This window comes from Streptomyces hirsutus (genome assembly GCF_001418415.1).
Taxonomy (GTDB): domain Bacteria; phylum Actinomycetota; class Actinomycetes; order Streptomycetales; family Streptomycetaceae; genus Streptomyces; species Streptomyces hirsutus.
This window is the reverse complement of the sequence record NZ_LIQT01000427.1, coordinates 1-17,198: the sequence shown is the minus strand read 5'-3', so window position 1 is coordinate 17,198 and position 17,198 is coordinate 1. Positions and strand designations below refer to the sequence as shown.

Sequence of the window (17,198 nt, the reverse complement as noted above, 5' to 3'; positions counted from 1 at the left end):
TGGGCAGTGGGTCGTCTTCGCCGTACAGGCCCACGAGGAACTCGCAGAGTTTCTGGTTGTGTTGGGGCCACTGGTCGCGCGGGTCACGGTGCAGCGTGGCCAGGACCGTCCAGGAGATGCGTTCCAGGGCGGCGCCCGGTTCGGCGGTGAACTCTGCCCTGATACCGATCACCGGCTCCCTCCCGGAGCGGCCGGACGGCTTCTGTAGGGCCGCCAGCCCTCCCTGGCGACTCCGTACGGCGGGATCAGTGTCAGCCCTCACCAAACTCCAGGGTGAACAGGTCGGTGCGGCAGTCGGGGTGTCCTTCCGCTCTCAGTCGATCGCGCACCGAGTCCCGCACCGGGGCAACAAAGCGAAGCTCTGCTCGCCTCGCGAACGGTAAGACACCGTGGGACGGAACGACGAACGCGGCAAAGTGCAGTGGGCCGGCGGCAAGGTACGCCGGGACGGGACAGGGCCGGCAGGCACCGCAGCGGTCCGGGTCCCGGAACAGACGGGCGTGACTGTGGAGTTTGTGAATTGAAGCAGGTTGGGGCCCAGGGCACGATCATGACGCGTGCAGGACGAGACGAGGGAGAACGTCAGGATGTTCCAACGGATACGCCGCCGTCGCGGAGCGGAGATCAGCGAGATGCGCCATCTCCACGAGACGATGAGGGCTCGGCTGGACGGCTTGGTGCCGTCGGAAGTGGAACGGATACGAGGCGCGATGCGGGCCAACGAACTTGTCCCGGTGGTGGACGACTTCCTCCCGCCGGAATTGCGTGTCCCGAGCCACGATCAGCTCGACGGCCGGATGATGCCCTGGCCCTGGCCGATCGTCCTCGACGGCGAGATGGTCGACTGTGCCACATGCTGCGCATACCGTGACTGGCTCGTCCTCTCCACCCGCGACCAGATCTGGCTGCGCTGCCGAGCAGGCCACCAGCAGCACGAGAGGCGCCTCGACACCGCCTGGTACAACCGGCACGCCGGGCCGGCGGACGCGACGCACGCCACCTTCGAGGACTGCCTGCGCCACCTCGGCCACTGACCCCCACTCCTACGACCCCACCGGGCCCGCGGGCCCGCACTGACCACTCGTCGCCCAGCACCAAGGTCTCAGTCCGACATACGCCTTCGCATCGCCGCCACCGCTCTCGGCCTCGTCACCATCGCGTCCCTTGCCCTCCCCACCGACACCAGCGAGCCGAAGCCCGCCGCATCATCTTCCGCCCGCCTCGAGCGCACCGCAAAGCTCCCACGCTGACCCGTCGCACACAGCACGACGGGCCCGCCCAACGCCGTGGTTCGGGCCCGCACCGTGTGTGCTGCTGCTCAGGCTGTGGCCGCGGCGAGCTCCGGCTCGGCCGACTTCCGGGCGGCGAGGTAGCGCTCGGCGTCCAACGCGGCGGCGACGCCGGTGCCGGCGCCGCCCTCGCGGCCCCTCTCGGCGGCTACGGCCACCTCTTTGGCCTCCTGTCAGCCGTCTCCATAGCCGCCGCGCTCGTCGCACCATGGACAGCCGCCGGCACAGCAGGCCGCCAGGCACCACGGAGCTGACAGCGCCTACGCTTTATACGGGCGCCCCGTGTCTCGTCTGGCCAGCGCAGACCGCTGACTGGGCGCCGAGGCTCTGGGATCATCGGCGGATGGTCGGCAGCAGGGATCGCTCGGCACTTCGGCAGCTGGTGAGTGATGTCATCTCACCCCTCGGCGATGAGAACACGCACGCCACGCTCAACACAGCATTTGCCCAGCTGGGCATGCCGCCGGTCCCCGAAGACGAAGGGTCGAAGCGCGTACGGGTCGAGCGCAGCCTCGCCCAGGTATCCGACGGCGACCTTCCCCGAGTCGCGGAACACATCCTGGCTCGAAGGAACCTGACTCCTGCGACGCGCAACGCGATAGAGGACCTGCTGTGGGCGGAGACTTCACCGCCGGAGATACCCAAGAGGGTCCGCCGCGAGCTGGCACGCGCCCTGGACCTGACGGACATGGCCCGAAACGAAGCCCGGTTCATGGCGCTCCTGGAGCGCTTCTGGGTGCTCGACCGCGAGGAATCCTTCGCTGACTTGCTGCTGCCCAGTGCCGACCCCACGCCGAGTTTGAGACAGCACATCCAGCAGCACGTCTTCCGCAACCCGGAGGACTGGTCGGCCGAGGACCTCTTCGAACACCTGGGGGCGTTCGAAGCCGGCGACGCACGGTTCGCCCGGTTCCTCGAGCAGGTGGTTTCCGCAGATGTCCTCCTCGACGAGCCCGCCCAGCGTCACCTCGTGAACGCGATCAACGAGCACATCCGCAACGCAGGGATCGAACTCCGCGAGACCGGATCCGACGGCGGCTACCCGCGCTTCACCATGGTCTCCACCCGCCTCGCCGACAACCGACGGCCGAAGAACGTCATCTTCGCCTCGCTCACCAAGCCGGACATCCGCTTCCTATCCGCAGTGGACAACGACATCGAGATCGTGGGCGACCCCGACAACGTCCTCGTCTACGACCGCCAGATCACAGGAGACGGCATCCGCTGGCGAGACCTCCAGAGCTGGTGGCAGAACAGCCAACAACTCCCCAGCAAAGCCGAAGCGAAAAAGACCCTCTACCACCGGCTTCGCCGCAGCCTGCCCGGCAACTCCCCCGGCCAGCGCAACCTCTTCGAGCTCTACCACCAGATCCTCGGGCCCGCCGTCTACGACCTCCCGGCCCTCCTGCCCGAAGTGTGGCTCCACTGGGACCATAGGACCGTCCGCGAGCGGGGCCCCGAAGCGCTACTGCGCTCCCGCATGGACTTCCTGCTCCTGCTGCCCCACGGGCAGCGCGTCGTATTCGAGGTCGACGGGTCCCAGCACTACACCCGAGACGACGGTCAGGTCCCCGACAGCTCCAAGTACGCGGAGATGGCGGCCGGCGACCGCGACCTCAAGCTCAGAGGTTACGAGGTCTTCCGGTTCGGCCACGACGAACTCAGGGACTTCGAATACGCCCGGGACCTCCTGTGGGAGTTCCTTCCGGCCCTGTTCCAGCGTTTCGACGTGAACGGCTGGACCAGCTGACGCTGAAGTCCCGGCGCGGAAGGACAGCGCCCAACGGGAGGCCGGTCGCGCGACGGCAAGCAGACCCGAACCCGTACAAGGGGCCCCGACGGTAGGGAAATGACGTACGGGTTCGGTGGGCTTCGGCTGCAGGATTCCGCGAACCCGCGCGCTTTCGACATGACCACGCAGAAGATGGCCCCGCCCCAGCTCGGTGACGAGCAGTGGCGCCATCTGCTGACCTTCTCCGCAGGCGGACGCGACACAGTGGTGAAGCAGACCGCGGTCCGCGACGGCAGCGTGCTGCTGATCGTCTCCGACTCACCGGCCCTGGTGGACCGGCACCTCGACAAGACCGTCGCCAAGGCCACAGCAGCCCGCTGACAGCCAGCCACATGACGACGCCGGTGCTTCCCCGGCCATCGCGGTCGGGGGCGCCGCGCACGTGGTCTTTGCGATGCTCCACGGCGCCCAGCCCGGTGCTGCTACGAGTGGAGGGGGTCGGGAGCGAGGGTGACGGTCATCCACGGCATGGCGCGCTGACGGAAGCTATGCCCCACGGACTCCAAGCCGTCGCTCTGCCCGGTGAGGCTGAACGTCGTCACCATGACCATGTCCGAGCCGTCGGCTACGGAGACGAGGTGGGTGCCGCAGCGCGCGCAGTGGCCGCGGCGCAGGGTCGGCCAGGTCGAGTACCACGTCGGCTCCCCGCCGCGGCCGGTCCAGATCAGCGTCTCCCGACGGAACCCGACCCACGCCATTGCCGGTGAACCGGACAACAAAGTGCAATGGCCACAGGAACACAGGTGCGGATCGTCCGGAACGCCTGCCACCTCGTACGCGATATCACCGCACTGGCAACGGCCCGTCCGCAGATCAGGTGCGGTGGTCGATTCGGTCACTGCGCCATCTCCTTCGACGCGACATGCATTTGCGGTGCCAGTGTGCTGCCCCGGAGCAGCCCGCGCTGGTGTTCGGGGTTCCGCGCCCCGTGTGGAGAGGCACGTTCACCTCTCACGGTGAACAGCAGCCCAGAACGCGTGAAGCTCGGCCGCCTCGGATCGGGCTGGCCGAGCTTCACGTGTGGCGGGCGGGCGGAGCGGCCGGCCTCGGACCTCAGTCGGCCGGAGCGCGCAGGAGCCGCTCCCGCGTGCTCTCGGGCAGCACCCGGCGCAGGACCGGCGCGGTGGAGCTGAGCGCGTTGGCGAAGCACGCGACGAGGTCGTGCGGCACGCCGGCACCGAAGGACGCGGCCCACAGGCATGGTGCACCCGGCGCCGGCTCGGCCCACGCCTGCCACCCGCCCGGTCCCACCTCATCGGCCTCAGCCGTCAGGGCGCGTGGGTCGCCGTCCTGGATGAGGGGCGGTACCACGCCGAGGCTGATGTGCGAGGTGAAGGTCGGGTCCATCGCTCCCGTATGGGGCTGGTCGATGTCGCGGAACCAGCCGTGCGCGGTGACCGCGTCGAGGACCAGCTCGGGGCCGCCCAGCGGGACACCGGGCTGATCGCGGGCGTCGAGCGCGACAAGGAAGTCGACGAGGACCTCCCCCGGGACGTCGGGGGTGAGGTAGGCGGACCACTGCGCGAGCGGGCTGCTCGTGTCCGCGCGTGCGGAGAACTGCCAGGCGATCGGCAGCTCCCCCAGGTGGAACGGCTCGTCCGCCAGCACCCATTGGGCCCAGCGGAGGGTGTCGGGGCTAATGTGCAGGACGGTGCTGCGCAGGACCTGGCGGTCCTGCGGCGCCTCGTCCGGCTCCTGCCGTCCGCGGACGATCGTCAGGCTCGTCCAGCCAAGGCCGGCGAGCGTGTCGGCGACGGCGTCGTAGAGACGTCCGTCGTCACCGGCCAGGTGACGGGGGCCGACCCAGTACGCGGACTGGGCACCGTTCGGGGTGGGCGGGTCGAGTGGAGACTCGGGATGCAGGGGCGCCTCCAAAGGCGAGATGCGGTTCTACTTGCCGCCGGCGGTGCGGCGGGGGCGGCGCGGGGGCGTCTGGACCGGAGGCTGCCAGGCCAGCTCGACGGCGACCTCGGGTGGCAGATGACCGAGCTGCGTGTCCGCGTCCCGCCCTTCGGCGAGGTAGACGACGGGCCGACCGGTCTCGTCCACGGCCTGGATGACCTGCGCAAGACGGTGCGCCATCGGGAAGAACGGGTTCATCGCCTGCCGTACCGGAGCGCTCCGATCGCAGGCGGACAACAGGTCGATGAGATCGCCGACGGTCAACTCCGTGTGAGTCACGGACAGTCTCCTTGTGCGGGGGAACGCGGTGAGCGGCGGCCTGTGGTGCCGCCGGGATCCGGAGAGCAACCTCCGGTGTCGGCCTTCCGACTCGAGCCTCCGGTGTTACGGGCGCCGGGAGGTCTCCAGCACGCGCGCCACGGCGGCGGCGACGATATCGGCCGGCGTCTCGGTATCGAAGGACATGTGGTAGCCGCGTACCTTGGCTGTGCCGGTGACGGCGATCTTCCACCCCTCGCCGTCGGTGCCGGGACGCCCGAGCGGGAACCACCCGAGGTAGAAGCGGCCGTCCTTGCTGCTGACGTGCACGTCCGCCCGGTCGTCCACAATCAGGTTGAAGTCCTCGGCAGAGAACTGGTCCATGACGAGCGTGGGCTGGCCCGGGCCGAGTTGCCACTCGCGCCGCCGCAGGGCTTCGACAGTGGTAGAGAATCCGGGGCCGAGGGGAGCCACGGTCATGAGCAATCACCTCTCTGACCTGGGGTTTCCTGCAAGGTCGTCTACGTTGACATGCCCCTGCTCGCGTTGGCCAGTCTTTCGAGGATCTTTCCTGTCTGCCCCCGGCGAACTTGTCCCCTGCCATCCAAGCAAGGCGTTTGACAGCGAACCCAGTCGAAGGACTGAATCGCCCATGGCAGCCATGTATGCCGATCCGCCGCACAGCTGTGTTCCACCAGTCAGCTACGGGCCAGAAGACCGCAGCGTTCCTACCGTAGGGCGGCGACGAGCGGTTGCCAGAGACCGTGCACCAGATTGGGAACAACGAGGTGTGCCTTCTGCCGGGCGCGGGTCATCACGACGTACAGCAGCTTGGAGCCGGTCGGGTACGGCTCTCCTTCGGAGCCGTGGAACTCGTTGCTTCCGAGGAGCAAGATCGTGCTGTCGGCTTCCCGGCCCTTGGTCTGGTGGAGGTTCATGACTTGGATCGGGGCTCGTCGGGCTGCTCCTGCCCCGACCAGAGCTTCGTCGCGTGCCCGGAGCAGCTCCTGCTCGACTGCGGCAGCGTCGAAGCAGTCCTTGTCGAAGTGACGGAGCGCAATGCGCGTCTGACGGGCCGCCTGCATCCAGGTCTCCTGGCCGCGGGCGGCTCCAACCGTGCTGTAGGCGTTCGTGACCACCTCTGCGAGCCTCGCAATGTCGGGCTGGTCACCCTCACCGACCGAGGCTCGCAGGTCCCGTGCGAGTCGCTTCAGTGCGTTGTGAAGGGGCGGGTTGGTCGTAGGGTCGAGCATCTGCTGGGCGAGCGGCACCACCTTGGGCCCCTTCCGCTCCGTGGCCTGGACGTAGGCAGCCAGCGCTCGGCGGGCCCGCGAGTCGGGGATTTTCAGTGCGACCTTCACCAGGGCGAGTTGTGCGGCGAGGGCTTCACCGTATGCCTCGGTGAGGCCGACCTGCTCGTGCACGAGGCCGTCGCAGAGGAGGGCGTCGGACAAGCTGGAGGTCGCCACGTTGGTGTGGGTGAAGATGCTGAGGGTGTGGCCATCCTTCCGAGCGCGGCGCGCGAGGTCGATGACCTCGGCATGTCCGTGGCCGTCGACGTAGTCGGTAACCGAGATACGCCCCGCAGCGGCGGCCGCGCGGATGGCGTCGTGGGTGAAGTCGCGTCGCAAGGCGGCTTCTGCTGCGGCCGGCAGGGTTCCGCTCGGGTCGCGGTAGCTGAGCGGCGGCAACATGATCTTGTTGGCACCAGACAGTCGCATCGCTGTGGCGATCCGGGCGTCGGCGTCAATGTGCTTGAAGCCCGCGTAGATGCACTGGTTGGCGTCGCCCAGCAGGATGCGGCGCGCGGCCGGTGCGATCTGCTGGAGGAACTGCCATTCCTGGTCGTCGGTGTCCTGGAACTCGTCGCAGATCACAAGGCCGTACCGGCCGTTGTAGTGGTCGCGCACCTTTTTCAGACCGAACAGCTCCATCGCCACAGGGACCAGTTGGTTGTAGGTGAGGCCGGGCTGGGCTCCCCCGACGAGGCGCTGCGCTTCGCTCAGCACGGCAAGGGGCTGCGGGTATCCGTGGTGTGGGCCGAAGCTGTTGATGATGCGCCACGCGAAACCGTGGAAGGTGGCGACTTCCAGGCGGGGCGCCAGCGGTCCGATGACATTGGACGATCGATCGATGATCTGTGCCACCGCGGTGCGGGAGAAGGAAAGGAAGAGGACCCGCTCAGGGGCGGGAAGCCTCGTCCTGCGTCCGGACTGATGAGCCGTTCGGCGCCGGAGGGCCAATCGTTCGTCGGCGTCTTCGAGGTGGCGGCGCGCTGCTGCGACGGCGGTGGTGGTCTTGCCCGTGCCGGCGCCCCCGAGTACGACGAGTATCGGCGCGGTGCTCTCGATGACGTCTCGCTGCTCCCCCTTGGCCTCGTACGTCACGCTGCACCCTCGTCAGGGCGGCTGACATTCTCAAGGTCGATCGTCGTGGGGCCGTTGTAGCTGAAGCTGGCGGCCGTGGCGATGGCGTCCAGAATCGCCACCAGGAGCGGCGGGTGCACCACGGGCTCCTCCTCTTCCGACTCCTCCCCATCATGGTCTTCCGCGTCTGCAGGTTCCGGCTGCAGCTCTCGATAGAGGGCGTCGAGGAAGGGCTCGTGCAGGCTCTTGCCGTGGAGCGTCATGCAGAGCTTCGTGACGGTCCGCTCGGTTGCTTCGGCGGATAGGGGATCCTGCTGCCCGAACGCGGTAAGGACCGAGCTGGCCGCGGCGAGGTGAGCCAGCGAGATGCCAGCGGTGATCGCACGTTCGATCGCGGTCTTCTCCGGAAGCCTGATCACGACGTCGCACGACTTCTCAACCTTGTCGAGCTGCGCAGCCGACTGCTGGGAGGGCTTGTCGGCGTCGACAACGCCGACCACACGGAAGCCAAGCTGCTTGGCAAGGTCGGCGATCTGAGGGACCTGGTCGATGCCGCCGTCGGCACCCGTCCCGGCGGCGACGAGGCGGACACCGTAGGCGGACAGGGGCAGCCTGCTCGGAGGGTACCGACGGTTGGCCATTCCGAGGACCGCGACATCGTGCGGGCCTTCGGTGACTGCGATGACGGGCGCGGTGAGCGCAGGGAGCAGCTGAGTGTGGAGCTGGCGGTGGGCGACGAGTTGCTTGCGGTCACTGACCTGCGGAAGCTGGTGGTGCACTCGCTGGCCTCCGTGGCGGACGAGGCGGACCACCTCGCCTGGTTCGAATGCTCGCGCCACTTCAGGCCGGCGGGTCGACAGCCAGGCTTGTCCGGACCGGTTGCGGATCAGTGAAGCTAGATGCTCGGCGGTGGCGGCGTCGAGCTGATCTCCGAAGTCATCGGCGAGTACGACCGCACCGGGCACGTCCGCAAGCAGCATGGCTTCGGCCATGGAGAGAACGGCGGTCACCGTACTGCCGTGGTTCGCCAGGGCCAGCGGCCCGGCGGCGTCCAGCCGCAGCGCGGCCCGCAGAGTACGCAAAAGGGCGCTGACGGATCCGTCCTCGGCGAGGAAGCCGATGTCCCCAGCGGTGATCGGGCGGTCTCCCAGCCGCTTGCCGGTGCCACCCACGGCCAGAACAGCGTCCACGGCCTCGGTGATGGCCAGGTCCGCGGACAGATCGGCCACTGCCTGGCTGACCGCGTCGCGCAACACTTCGAACGCGGCGACGGCAGCCTTGGGGTCCCGCTCCTCGACGTACCGTCGCAGGTTCCCGCCTGCTCGAAGCTGCAGGGGAACGCCCGCATTGAGGGTGATGACCGGAAGCGCCCGGCGTACGGCAGCCGGCACCCGCGCAAACTTCCCGGTCTCCGGGTTGCTGCCCGCCGGGTAGTAGACAACGGACTCCAGCGCCTCGGTCTCGCGGTCGTAACTGAGCCGATAGGTAAGGCGGACGCACTGGGGAGCGGAAGGGTTCGCCTCATCGCTCTCGGAGGCGGACCCCCACGCGTCGAGCGGCTGGAGGTGGCCGTCAACCAACTGCTCGACCTCCGGGTCGAGATCAGAAAGGGTGACCTCCACCTCGGCCGTGGAAACCCGGAGCGACTCTGCCGACTCAAACAGTGCCCCCTCCAAGCCATCACCGGACTGGGAACTCTCGCCTTCGCCCTCTCCTTCCACAGGCACACTCTGATGGAGATCCGACAACGACGGAGCATGCGCAGCGTCCGGGGCGAGCACGCGCGCCAGCGCCTCGATGACATCGCTGCGGCCAGCGCGGGGCACGCCGGCCACGACCGCGTGATCGCGAGGGCGCAGGTCGAGAGACTTCCAGCCCCGGAAGTCCGATATCAGCAGTCGAGTCACTCGCACCGCACCATCATCGCGGACAACGCCCTGGTGCAGCATGGCATTTACCGCAAGAAGGCTAGAATAGGCGTGCGAGGCGGAACTGGGCCGTAGCTGATCGGCGACCTGCCTACCCCAGCAGCTCTGATTGGATCCGGTCCCAGCTCGGCCGCGGGCTGTCGACCGGTTGCACGACGGTGAGCAGGCGGCCTTCAAGGAACACATCGAGCCGGTCGGCCTCTTGAGAGGCCAGAAGGTGGCGCTGGGCCCGGTGGTCCACCGGCACTCGCTCTTCCAGGACGCCGAGCAGCACTTCGTGGCGTGCCTGGCCGACGGCATCGCCGCGGATCCACCGGCCGCGGACTGGTACGTCGGAGAGCGTGCCGAGTGTGTCCTCCTCATGATTGAAGGACCGGTTCATCGCCGCCTCGACCAACGGCTCGGCCCGGTTGATCGCTGCCCTGATGTGGGCCCCGGGTGAAACTGCCGAGCCCTGGCCGCCGGACTCTGGCGCGGGAGCGGCCTGGGCCACGACTGGTTCTTCCGGGTCCAGGTCCGCTTGCCGACGGGCATCGGGCCGCGGAACACGGAATCGCCAGGGCGGCGTGCTTCCCGGCGTGTCAATCCATCCGGTCCTGAGCCCGACCGCGGCCGGGGAGTCGTCGGGCAGGAAGATGTCGACGTAGACGCCGCCCTTGCCGAGCCAGACCCAGCTCATGAAGTAGGCGTGATCGTCGTGGTCGATGGACCACTGTGCGAGCTTTGCCAATCGTGTCTTCTGCGGCTGGGTGCCTTTGCCGGCCGGGAACATCTGCTCATGGTCCCGGCGGCGGCCCCGTGCCTCCCCGGCGAGCGGGCCGGCGGCCAGGTCATAGAGCAGATCGGGCCGCACACCCGTCTTCGTGTAGGTCCCGACTAGTTTTCCGGGCAGGACGTCGAAACTGCTGAGGCCGTTGGCCCCGGGCTCCCAGTCGAATAGGGCCTCGCTGGTGGCGGTCATTACCCCGAGCCCGGTGCACTCGCTGACGAAGCGCCGGATATGGCCGGAGCTGGAATCGAGGGCAGGGCAGTCGACCCCGAGCGGACCGGTGTCCGGGATGCCGGCGATATAGCTGAGGAGGAGGCTAATCTCGTGGTCGCGCACACGCTGATCGACCGTCTTGCGCAGGTCGCAAGCAAGGGCATTGATGTTGATCACAGCGGCCAAGGACACCGGCAGAGGGCCTTGCCCGATCTCAACAGCCTGGACGGCCTCAGCACCGGCCTTTCCCTTCTCGACCGTGAAGCGCCACACCCGGGCGCGGACCAAACTCATGGGGGAAGCCTATGACCGCTCTCCGACAGCACGGATCGCTCCGGCTCCGCGCGGCCCTTCGATACATCGAAGGCGGTGGCTGCGAGGGACCCGAGCCTTCTGAGGATCCGCTGCGCCGTCAGCAGGCGGTTTCTGGCGCGGTTGCCCTCTCCGATCTGGAGTTGCGTCATGGGCAGGCTGAGGGTGAGGGACCACTGCCAGCCGCACTCCAAGGCCAGGCCGACCTCCTCGGCAACAGCGCGAACACAGTGATCGGACCAGTACAAGTACCGTCCGACGTCGTCTCCTTGCGCCACGAACCCTTCCTCCGCTTACTGTCCTCCCTCAACTTCACCGGGCTCTAGTTTTGTCCGACATTGCGGCGGACTTGACGGAAGGCGTGACCGCAGCCTGCAGACGGCGGTATACGCGGCAGGCCCCCGGGAGAGTTCCCCGGGGGCCTGCTGGTCGAGAAGTGAGCGTGGGTCAGCTGGTCTGGCCGTTGTCGTCGTGCTCGGGCTCGGCCGCCGTGCGGCGGCGGGTGGCGACCACGGTGCCGATGCCGACGGCGACGAGGAGTCCGGCGCCACCGACGATCCACGGGGTGGCGCCAGCGCCGGTGTGGGCGAGGGAGCCGGCCGGAACCTTCGGCGTCGCGTCGTCGCCCGGGTCGGCCGCCGGGACGGGCGAGTCGGCGTCCGGCGTGCTGGTGCCCGTCGGGGCGGGCTTCGACTCGCCGGAGCCTCCCTCGCTCGGTTTGTCCCCTGGGGCGGAGGGGGTGGCGGTGGGGTTGTCCGTCGATGTCCCCGACGGGTCGGGCTTCGGGGTGGTCGCGGTCTTGGCGTTGGTGACGGTCACGGTGACCGGGGCGCCGGGGCCGGCGGTGAACGTCTTCGACGGCTTGTAGAGGTCGTAGCCCTCGGGCGCCTTGATCTGCTTGACCCAGAACTCCGTCTTCCGGCTGGAGACGGGGAGTTCGCCGGACGCCGTGCCCTTGGGACCGGTTGTGAGGGTGAGCAGGGTCTTGTCGCCGCTGCCGATGTTCACGGTGGAACCGGGCAGGAGTTTGCCTGTCTTGTCGTCCTTGGCCTTCAGGACGACCTGCGCGGCCTTGAACGGGTCGGTGATCGTCAGGTGGGCGGTGGCGCCGGGGGTGACGATGACGTCCTGGTCGGCGACGACGTCGTGGAGCGGGCTGCCGCTGGAGGTTTCCTTGAGCCGGTACACGCCCGGGGCGAGGTCGGGGAAGGTCAGCTTCCCCCGGGCGTCGGTCTTCCCGCGTCCGACTTCCTGGCCGGGGGTGTCCAGGAGGAGAAACGAGGCCCCTGCGAGGGGATCGCCGGCCGGGTCCGTCTTGGTGATGGCGACGCTGCCGGCGTCGGGGGCGGGAGTCTCGGGGAGAGCTGTGAAGGCAGAGGGCGTCGGCTCGGCCGGCTGAGCAGTCGCGGTGGGTGCCCAGGTGAGGGTGCCGGTCACCGCGGTGGCGAGGGCAGCGGATCGGACGGCGCCGCGGACGATGCGAGCGTGCACGGGAAGAAGGGCTCCTTGATCAGGTGGTGGGAGGTCATCGGGTCCGACCAGGACCTGGATCCGGAGGGGGCGGGACGGTCTTGTGAGCGGTACGGCCCGCAGCGCGGCTCGGCGCGGACGCCTGCCACGCGCCGGGGAACCAGACGGCGGCGTACTGCTCGATGGCATCGCGCAGCCCGGTGGTGACGGCGCCCTCCCACGGCGGCCGGCCGGGGCGGTGGTACTTGTCGAACGTGCCGTACTGCTTGCTGTTCGCGGAGGTGTGGTGGGCTTCATCGCGGCGGTGGAAGGTGCCGTGGTCCACGAAGCTGAGAGCCACCGCATCGATCTCGCCCCGGTCCGCGTGGACGACCGCCAGGCGCAGGCCGCCGTAGGTGTCCGCGTGGATGGTGTTGGTGAAGCCGATGCGCAGCCGCAGCGGTGCGCCCGCGACGGGGGTGGCGTAGTAGGTGTTGCCCACGACGGTGCTGTCGGTGAAGGGGAGGCACAGTTCGGCGAAGAACTCGGGGGCCTGCAGGGACAAGAGGGGTCTCCGGTCGAGGTCGTGCTGGCGTTACCGGCGGGGGCCCGGTAGGGCCGGGCGGCTGGCAGTGCTCCAGCGCGGGACGCTGGCGGCGGGGAGCGCGGCCGGGCGTCTGGAGACGGCGCGCTGGACGTCGAGCGGCGTCGGGGCCGGTGGGCGCGGCAGGAGGATCGGAGTGAGGCGGGCCATGCCCTCGACGTAGCTGTGGGTGTCCTCTCGCCACCGGGGCAGCGATGCGGGGTCGGAGACGCACTCGGTGACGGCCCGGACGAGGGCGACGGGGGTGTCGGTGCTGGCGGTGGCGTACCAGGCGGGGCGGTCGAGTGAGGTGCCGGCCCACAGCTGCCAGCGGGCGTCGCGGGTGGTCAGCTCGGCTTTCGGGTCGAGGTCTCCGGTGGTGAACTCCAGCCCGGCGAGTCCGTCGGCGGACTGGACGGCGAATACTCCCCAGCGGGGGCGGTCGATCTGCCAGCCGCGGTTGATGAGCGGTACGACCGCGAGGAACGGGTCGCGGTCCTTGCTCCTGGGGTCGGGGGCGGCGAGGTAGGCGTCGGGGCCCTGTTCGTATGCCGCGGCGAGCGCGGTGGTGAAGGCGGTGACGAACTCCGTCGGGCAGGAGTCGTTGAAGCAGACGCCCCAGGCCGGCGGTCCGAACGGGTCTTTGTAGGCGTTGATACGCCACAGGCCGTCGTCCTCGCCTTCCGGGAGGTAGCCGAGGCGGATCTTGCGGTCGGGAGCGTTCAGGTAGGCGTTGCCGAGGTCGTCGTTTGTCAGTTCCCAGCCGAGGTCGCGAAGCGGGGCGAAGCCGGGGTCACCGATCACGGTGCTGCCGGCGAGGTAGCGCGGGGAGACGTAGACGTCTCCGTCGATGGTGTGAAGGTCGTCGTGGGGTGGCACGCGGCTCCTGAGGGTGAACGGCGATGGGTTAGCCGGTGATGTGCAGAAGGGCTGTCTCGAGGGCCTCGGGCCGGCCGGTGTAGTGCAGGGCGCGCAGCCCCAGGCTCCGGGCGGCGTGGCAGTTGTCGGCGCGGTCGTCGACGAACAGCACGCGCTGCGGGTCGCTGACGCCGGTGGCGGCCAGGGCGTGCCGGTAGGCGTCCGGGTGGGGCTTGCAGATCTCCAGCCGGGCCGAGTAGAAGGCACGGGTGATCAGGTGGCGGCGCCAGTCGGTGGTGTCGAGGACGTCGCTGAGGTAGTGCGGTGCGTTGGACAAGAGCACCATCGGCAGCCCCGTCTGATGGGCGCGGTGCAGGACGTCCAGGACGCGGTCGTCGGTGGCGGTCCACATGTCGGTGTCCCTGGTGCGCAGTTCGCGCAGCAGGCGGGGGCCGGGGTGGGCGCCGAGGACCTTGCTCCAGTACGCCGTGTCGCTGAGCTGACCGGCGTCGTAGGGCTCGCGTGCGCTCCAAAAGGCGTGCTGGAAGCCGGTGAGGTCGTCCTCGGGCCAGGAAGCGGTGCGCGCGAGGCGGAGCCACTGGCTGCGGGTGGGCTGGAGGCCGATGACGCCGTTGTAGTCGAGGATGACGGCGTCGAGGGCGGCGGTGTCCGGTATCACGGGGTGGGTTTCTCCAGGGCTCGGTGGGCGAGGGCGGCAACGGTGGCCGCGAGCAGTGCGGGCAGCAGCAGTGCCGTGGGCAGGGTGGTGAGGCTGGCGATGGCGCCGATGAGGGCGGGCCCGGCGAGCAGGCCCAGGTAGCCGGTGACGGCGACCGTGGCGACGGCGCCCGGGCCGCCGACGCCGGCGGCGCTGATCAGGCAGGGAACCGTGGTGGACAGGCCCAGTCCGAACAGTGCCCAGCCGGCCAGGGCCACGGAGGTGGTGGAGGCGAGGACGCCGGTGGTGAGCCCGGCCGCCGCGAGGACGGCGCCGGCTCGCACCACGGCAGCGGGCCCGAAGGTGGCGGTGAGCCGGTCGCCGGTCAGCCGTCCAATGGCCATGGCCGCGCTGTAGAGGGCGAAGGCGGCGGCGCTCACCGCGGCGGAGGCGTCCAGGCCGTGCAGATGGACGGCCGCCCAGTCGGCGGCTGCTCCCTCTCCCAGCAGGCTGGCGGCAGCCAGCGCCCCCAGCAGCCACAGCTTGGCGGACGGCAGCGACACTCCGGCCGCGTCCTGTCCCGTGGGCGCCGGTGGTTGGTCGGTGCCTGTCAGCGTCCGGGTTGCCGGGGCGGCGGCCAGCGCGGCGCTGGCCAGGATCAGGCCGGTCGTCAGGAAGAGGGTGTGGTGTGTGGTGTGGGCGGTGACCGCGGCCAGGGCGGCACCGGCGAGGGCGCCGAGGGAGTAGGCGGCGTGCAGGGACGACATGATCGGTCTGCCGTAGGCGTTCTGGCAGCGCACCGCCGCGGAGTTGGCGGCGACGTCCAGCACGCCATGGGTGATCCCGAAGGCGAGCGCGGCCGCAAGCAGCGAGGGGAGGTTGTCACAGCGGCCGAGGAGGGCCAGGCAGCCGGCGAGGCCGGCCGCGCCGCAGGTGAGCAGCGCGGGCAGGCGCTCGGGCCGGGTGAGCCGTCCTCCGGCCTGCAGTCCTGCCACCATGCCGAGCGCGGCGACCAACAGGACCAGGGACAGTTGCGCGGTGCTCAGGTGGGCAGCCTGCTGGACGGCCGGCATCCGGGCGCCCCAGACGGCCATGATCGCCCCGAGGCCGAGGAAGTACCCCGTCAGCAGGCCGCGGCTGCGGCGGACGGAGTCGGTGGCCCGGTTCATGCGTTCAGGCCGCTGCGGGAGGTCTCACCCGCGGCGCGGGGAGAGATCTGGATGCCGAGGGCCCGAACGGCCTGTTCAGCACGGGACTGGGCGAGGTCTGCCGTGGGCGCTGTGGTGATCACGTAGCCGATGCGCGCGGTGAACATGTCGCCGCCGTCGCCGGGCAGGACCAGCTCGTCGCCCGGACGGTGCTGGAAGTGGGCGCGCTCCAGCCACTGCGGGCGGGGCCCGTCGAGGCGGAGGCGGGTGAGGATGCCCGAGGTGTCGGGGTAGATCAGGCGGATCGCGGCGGCGGAGGACCTGGTCGGGGTGAGGTCGGGGGCACGGTCACAGGCGATGTCGGCTGCGGCGCACGGCAGGTCGATGCCGGTGGCGAGGCGGACCAGGTGGCCGATCATGTCCCCGGCCAGTCGACCGTTGACCTCGACGAGCCGGGGCTGTTCGCCGACGAGGCGCATCTCGACGTGGCTGACGCCGTCGGTGATCCCCAGGGCACGGATCGCGGCCCGCGCGGCGGGTGCGACCTGGGCGAGGAGTGGGTCCGCGGCGTCGACGGAGTGCGCGAGTTCCTCGAAGTACGGCGGGTCGCTGACGGTCTTGCGAGTGACGGCGACGACGGTGGTCTCGCCGCGGTAGGTGACGCACTCGGCGGAGATCTCGGGGCCGTCGAGGTACTCCTCGACCAGCACATCGGTGCTCTCCAGGCCCAGGCCGGCGGCCCGGTCGGCGAACGGGTAGGCGGCCGTGAGCTGGCCGGGGTTGTCGACGCGGATCACGCCGATGCTGGCCGCGTGGGCGGCCGGCTTCAGGACGACCGGGTAGCCGATCCGCTCGGCCGCGGCCCGTGCCTCATGGAGAGTGCGGACGCTCACCGATGCGGCCGACGGGACACCGTGACGGGCGAACAGGCTCCTCGCGGTCGCCTTGTTGCGGCATGCCTGCATCACCTCCGAGGCGGTGGTCGGCAGGCCGAGCTGGCGTGCGAGGCGGGCGACGGGAACGAGGTACCACTCGGTCCACGTGAACACCCCGGCGAGATCGTGGCGTTCGGCCAGGTATCGGCCTGCGGCGGACAGTGCCGCCTGATCGGTCGGGTCGGGCACGACCATGCAGTCCCGGATGTACGGGACCTCCCACGACGGCTCCTCGTCGGTGATGAGGACGACGTCGTAGTCGGCAGCGACGCTTTCGAGGCAGTAGCCCCGGTAGCCTTCGGCTTCCATGTCGGCGGCAGCGACGACCAGGACGACGGGACGGTCGGACAAGAACAGGCTCCTTGAGAGTTCAGGGGTGGAAGATGGCTGCGTGCTGCCGTTCACGGGCTGCGCCGGCGGCGGGCCTCGATGGATGGTGGAGGCCCACTCGGGGTGGGCGGCGAGCAGCCTGCGTGCGTACAGGGCCGTGTAGTTGTGCTCGACGAGCTGTTTCAAGGCCTGGTAGACCCATGGGTACTGGGAGTCGAAGGCGTGGAACGGCTCGGTGATGGTCGGCACCCTGGGGAGGCGAAGGTCGGGCGGCCCGTCCTGGCTGATGGTGGGCATGAGGGGGCAGGGATCTTGTCGTGCAGAGGGTCAGGGCGCCGGTTTCGGTGGGGTGGGCAGGGTGCGCAGCCGGATGAAGGCAGTTGCGAGACCGGCTGCTTGGAGTAGCGC

The 17,198-nt window shown here is 69.6% G+C and carries 16 protein-coding genes and 1 pseudogene; 3 read left to right on the top strand and 14 right to left on the bottom strand.

Annotation, left to right across the window (positions count from 1 at the left end; all coding sequences use genetic code 11):
• Positions 1-587: 587 nt before the first annotated feature.
• Complete coding sequence (locus tag AOK11_RS29115; protein ID WP_055596715.1) at positions 588-1,034, top strand: hypothetical protein; 447 nt, start codon at positions 588-590, stop codon at positions 1,032-1,034.
• 284 nt (positions 1,035-1,318) lie between these two features.
• Here the strand turns inward: AOK11_RS29115 and AOK11_RS46275 are convergent, their stop codons facing one another.
• Positions 1,319-1,447 carry a hypothetical protein gene (locus AOK11_RS46275; RefSeq protein ID WP_276204853.1) on the bottom strand — a complete coding sequence of 43 codons (129 nt, stop codon included), beginning with the start codon at positions 1,445-1,447 and terminating at the stop codon, positions 1,319-1,321.
• A gap of 185 nt (positions 1,448-1,632) precedes the next feature.
• Here AOK11_RS46275 and AOK11_RS29110 point away from each other — a divergent pair, with 185 nt between their 5' ends.
• Together AOK11_RS29110 and AOK11_RS29105 are read left to right on the top strand one after the other, a co-directional pair.
• Positions 1,633-3,039 (top strand): AbiJ-related protein, encoded by a 1,407-nt coding sequence (locus tag AOK11_RS29110; RefSeq protein ID WP_055596701.1) that lies wholly within the window; start codon positions 1,633-1,635, stop codon positions 3,037-3,039.
• A gap of 156 nt (positions 3,040-3,195) precedes the next feature.
• Positions 3,196-3,402 (top strand): annotated as a pseudogene (locus AOK11_RS29105) (hypothetical protein); the annotation flags it as partial.
• 101 nt (positions 3,403-3,503) lie between these two features.
• Here AOK11_RS29105 and AOK11_RS29100 read toward each other — a convergent pair.
• The 13 genes from AOK11_RS29100 to AOK11_RS29035 all read right to left on the bottom strand — a co-directional run bounded on the left by AOK11_RS29100 (position 3,504) and on the right by AOK11_RS29035 (position 16,769).
• Positions 3,504-3,920, bottom strand: coding sequence for a GFA family protein (locus AOK11_RS29100; protein ID WP_055596699.1), 417 nt, complete (start codon positions 3,918-3,920; stop codon positions 3,504-3,506).
• A 214-nt stretch (positions 3,921-4,134) separates the two neighbouring features.
• Positions 4,135-4,956 (bottom strand): SPDY domain-containing protein, encoded by an 822-nt coding sequence (locus AOK11_RS29095; protein ID WP_055596698.1) that lies wholly within the window; start codon positions 4,954-4,956, stop codon positions 4,135-4,137.
• A 15-nt stretch (positions 4,957-4,971) separates the two neighbouring features.
• Entirely contained in the window at positions 4,972-5,262 is a 291-nt protein-coding gene (locus AOK11_RS29090; RefSeq protein WP_055596697.1) for a hypothetical protein, read from the bottom strand.
• 105 nt (positions 5,263-5,367) lie between these two features.
• The gene (locus tag AOK11_RS29085) at positions 5,368-5,721 is read right to left on the bottom strand and encodes an SPDY domain-containing protein (protein WP_055596696.1); all 354 of its coding nucleotides are present in this window, start codon (positions 5,719-5,721) and stop codon (positions 5,368-5,370) included.
• A gap of 248 nt (positions 5,722-5,969) precedes the next feature.
• Complete coding sequence (locus tag AOK11_RS29080; RefSeq protein ID WP_055596695.1) at positions 5,970-7,628, bottom strand: UvrD-helicase domain-containing protein; 1,659 nt, start codon at positions 7,626-7,628, stop codon at positions 5,970-5,972.
• Positions 7,625-9,556 (bottom strand): hypothetical protein, encoded by a 1,932-nt coding sequence (locus AOK11_RS29075; RefSeq protein ID WP_206188952.1) that lies wholly within the window; start codon positions 9,554-9,556, stop codon positions 7,625-7,627. Before AOK11_RS29075 ends, AOK11_RS29080 begins: the two co-directional genes overlap by 4 nt.
• A 70-nt stretch (positions 9,557-9,626) precedes the next feature.
• Positions 9,627-10,811, bottom strand: coding sequence for a hypothetical protein (locus AOK11_RS29070; RefSeq protein ID WP_055596694.1), 1,185 nt, complete (start codon positions 10,809-10,811; stop codon positions 9,627-9,629).
• A gap of 465 nt (positions 10,812-11,276) precedes the next feature.
• On the bottom strand, positions 11,277-12,320 hold the full coding sequence (locus AOK11_RS29060; protein ID WP_055596692.1) for a SpaA isopeptide-forming pilin-related protein: 1,044 nt from the start codon (positions 12,318-12,320) through the stop codon (positions 11,277-11,279).
• 34 nt (positions 12,321-12,354) lie between these two features.
• Complete coding sequence (locus AOK11_RS29055) at positions 12,355-12,843, bottom strand: hypothetical protein (RefSeq protein ID WP_055596691.1); 489 nt, start codon at positions 12,841-12,843, stop codon at positions 12,355-12,357.
• A 30-nt stretch (positions 12,844-12,873) separates the two neighbouring features.
• A complete protein-coding gene (locus tag AOK11_RS29050; protein ID WP_055596690.1) occupies positions 12,874-13,740 on the bottom strand; it encodes an SPDY domain-containing protein in 867 nt (288 codons plus the stop codon).
• Between the two features lie 28 nt (positions 13,741-13,768).
• Positions 13,769-14,398, bottom strand: a complete 630-nt coding sequence (locus AOK11_RS29045; protein WP_055596689.1) for an HAD family hydrolase — start codon at positions 14,396-14,398, stop codon at positions 13,769-13,771.
• Complete coding sequence (locus AOK11_RS29040; RefSeq protein ID WP_055596688.1) at positions 14,395-15,546, bottom strand: MFS transporter; 1,152 nt, start codon at positions 15,544-15,546, stop codon at positions 14,395-14,397. The genes AOK11_RS29045 and AOK11_RS29040 overlap by 4 nt, the downstream gene beginning before the upstream one ends.
• The gene (locus AOK11_RS29035; RefSeq protein ID WP_055596713.1) at positions 15,543-16,769 is read right to left on the bottom strand and encodes an ATP-grasp domain-containing protein; all 1,227 of its coding nucleotides are present in this window, start codon (positions 16,767-16,769) and stop codon (positions 15,543-15,545) included. The genes AOK11_RS29040 and AOK11_RS29035 overlap by 4 nt, the downstream gene beginning before the upstream one ends.
• Between the last annotated feature and the right edge of the window lie 429 nt (positions 16,770-17,198).

Coding starts and splice junctions, on each gene's coding strand:
- AOK11_RS29115 (WP_055596715.1), top strand. CDS start 588: ATGTTCCAACGGATACGCCGCCGTCGCGGAGCGGAGATCAGCGAGATG.
- AOK11_RS29110 (WP_055596701.1), top strand. CDS start 1,633: ATGGTCGGCAGCAGGGATCGCTCGGCACTTCGGCAGCTGGTGAGTGAT.
- AOK11_RS29085 (WP_055596696.1), bottom strand. CDS start 5,721: ATGACCGTGGCTCCCCTCGGCCCCGGATTCTCTACCACTGTCGAAGCC.
- AOK11_RS29075 (WP_206188952.1), bottom strand. CDS start 9,556: ATGCTGCACCAGGGCGTTGTCCGCGATGATGGTGCGGTGCGAGTGACT.
- AOK11_RS29070 (WP_055596694.1), bottom strand. CDS start 10,811: ATGAGTTTGGTCCGCGCCCGGGTGTGGCGCTTCACGGTCGAGAAGGGA.
- AOK11_RS29040 (WP_055596688.1), bottom strand. CDS start 15,546: ATGAACCGGGCCACCGACTCCGTCCGCCGCAGCCGCGGCCTGCTGACG.
- AOK11_RS29035 (WP_055596713.1), bottom strand. CDS start 16,769: ATGGAAGCCGAAGGCTACCGGGGCTACTGCCTCGAAAGCGTCGCTGCC.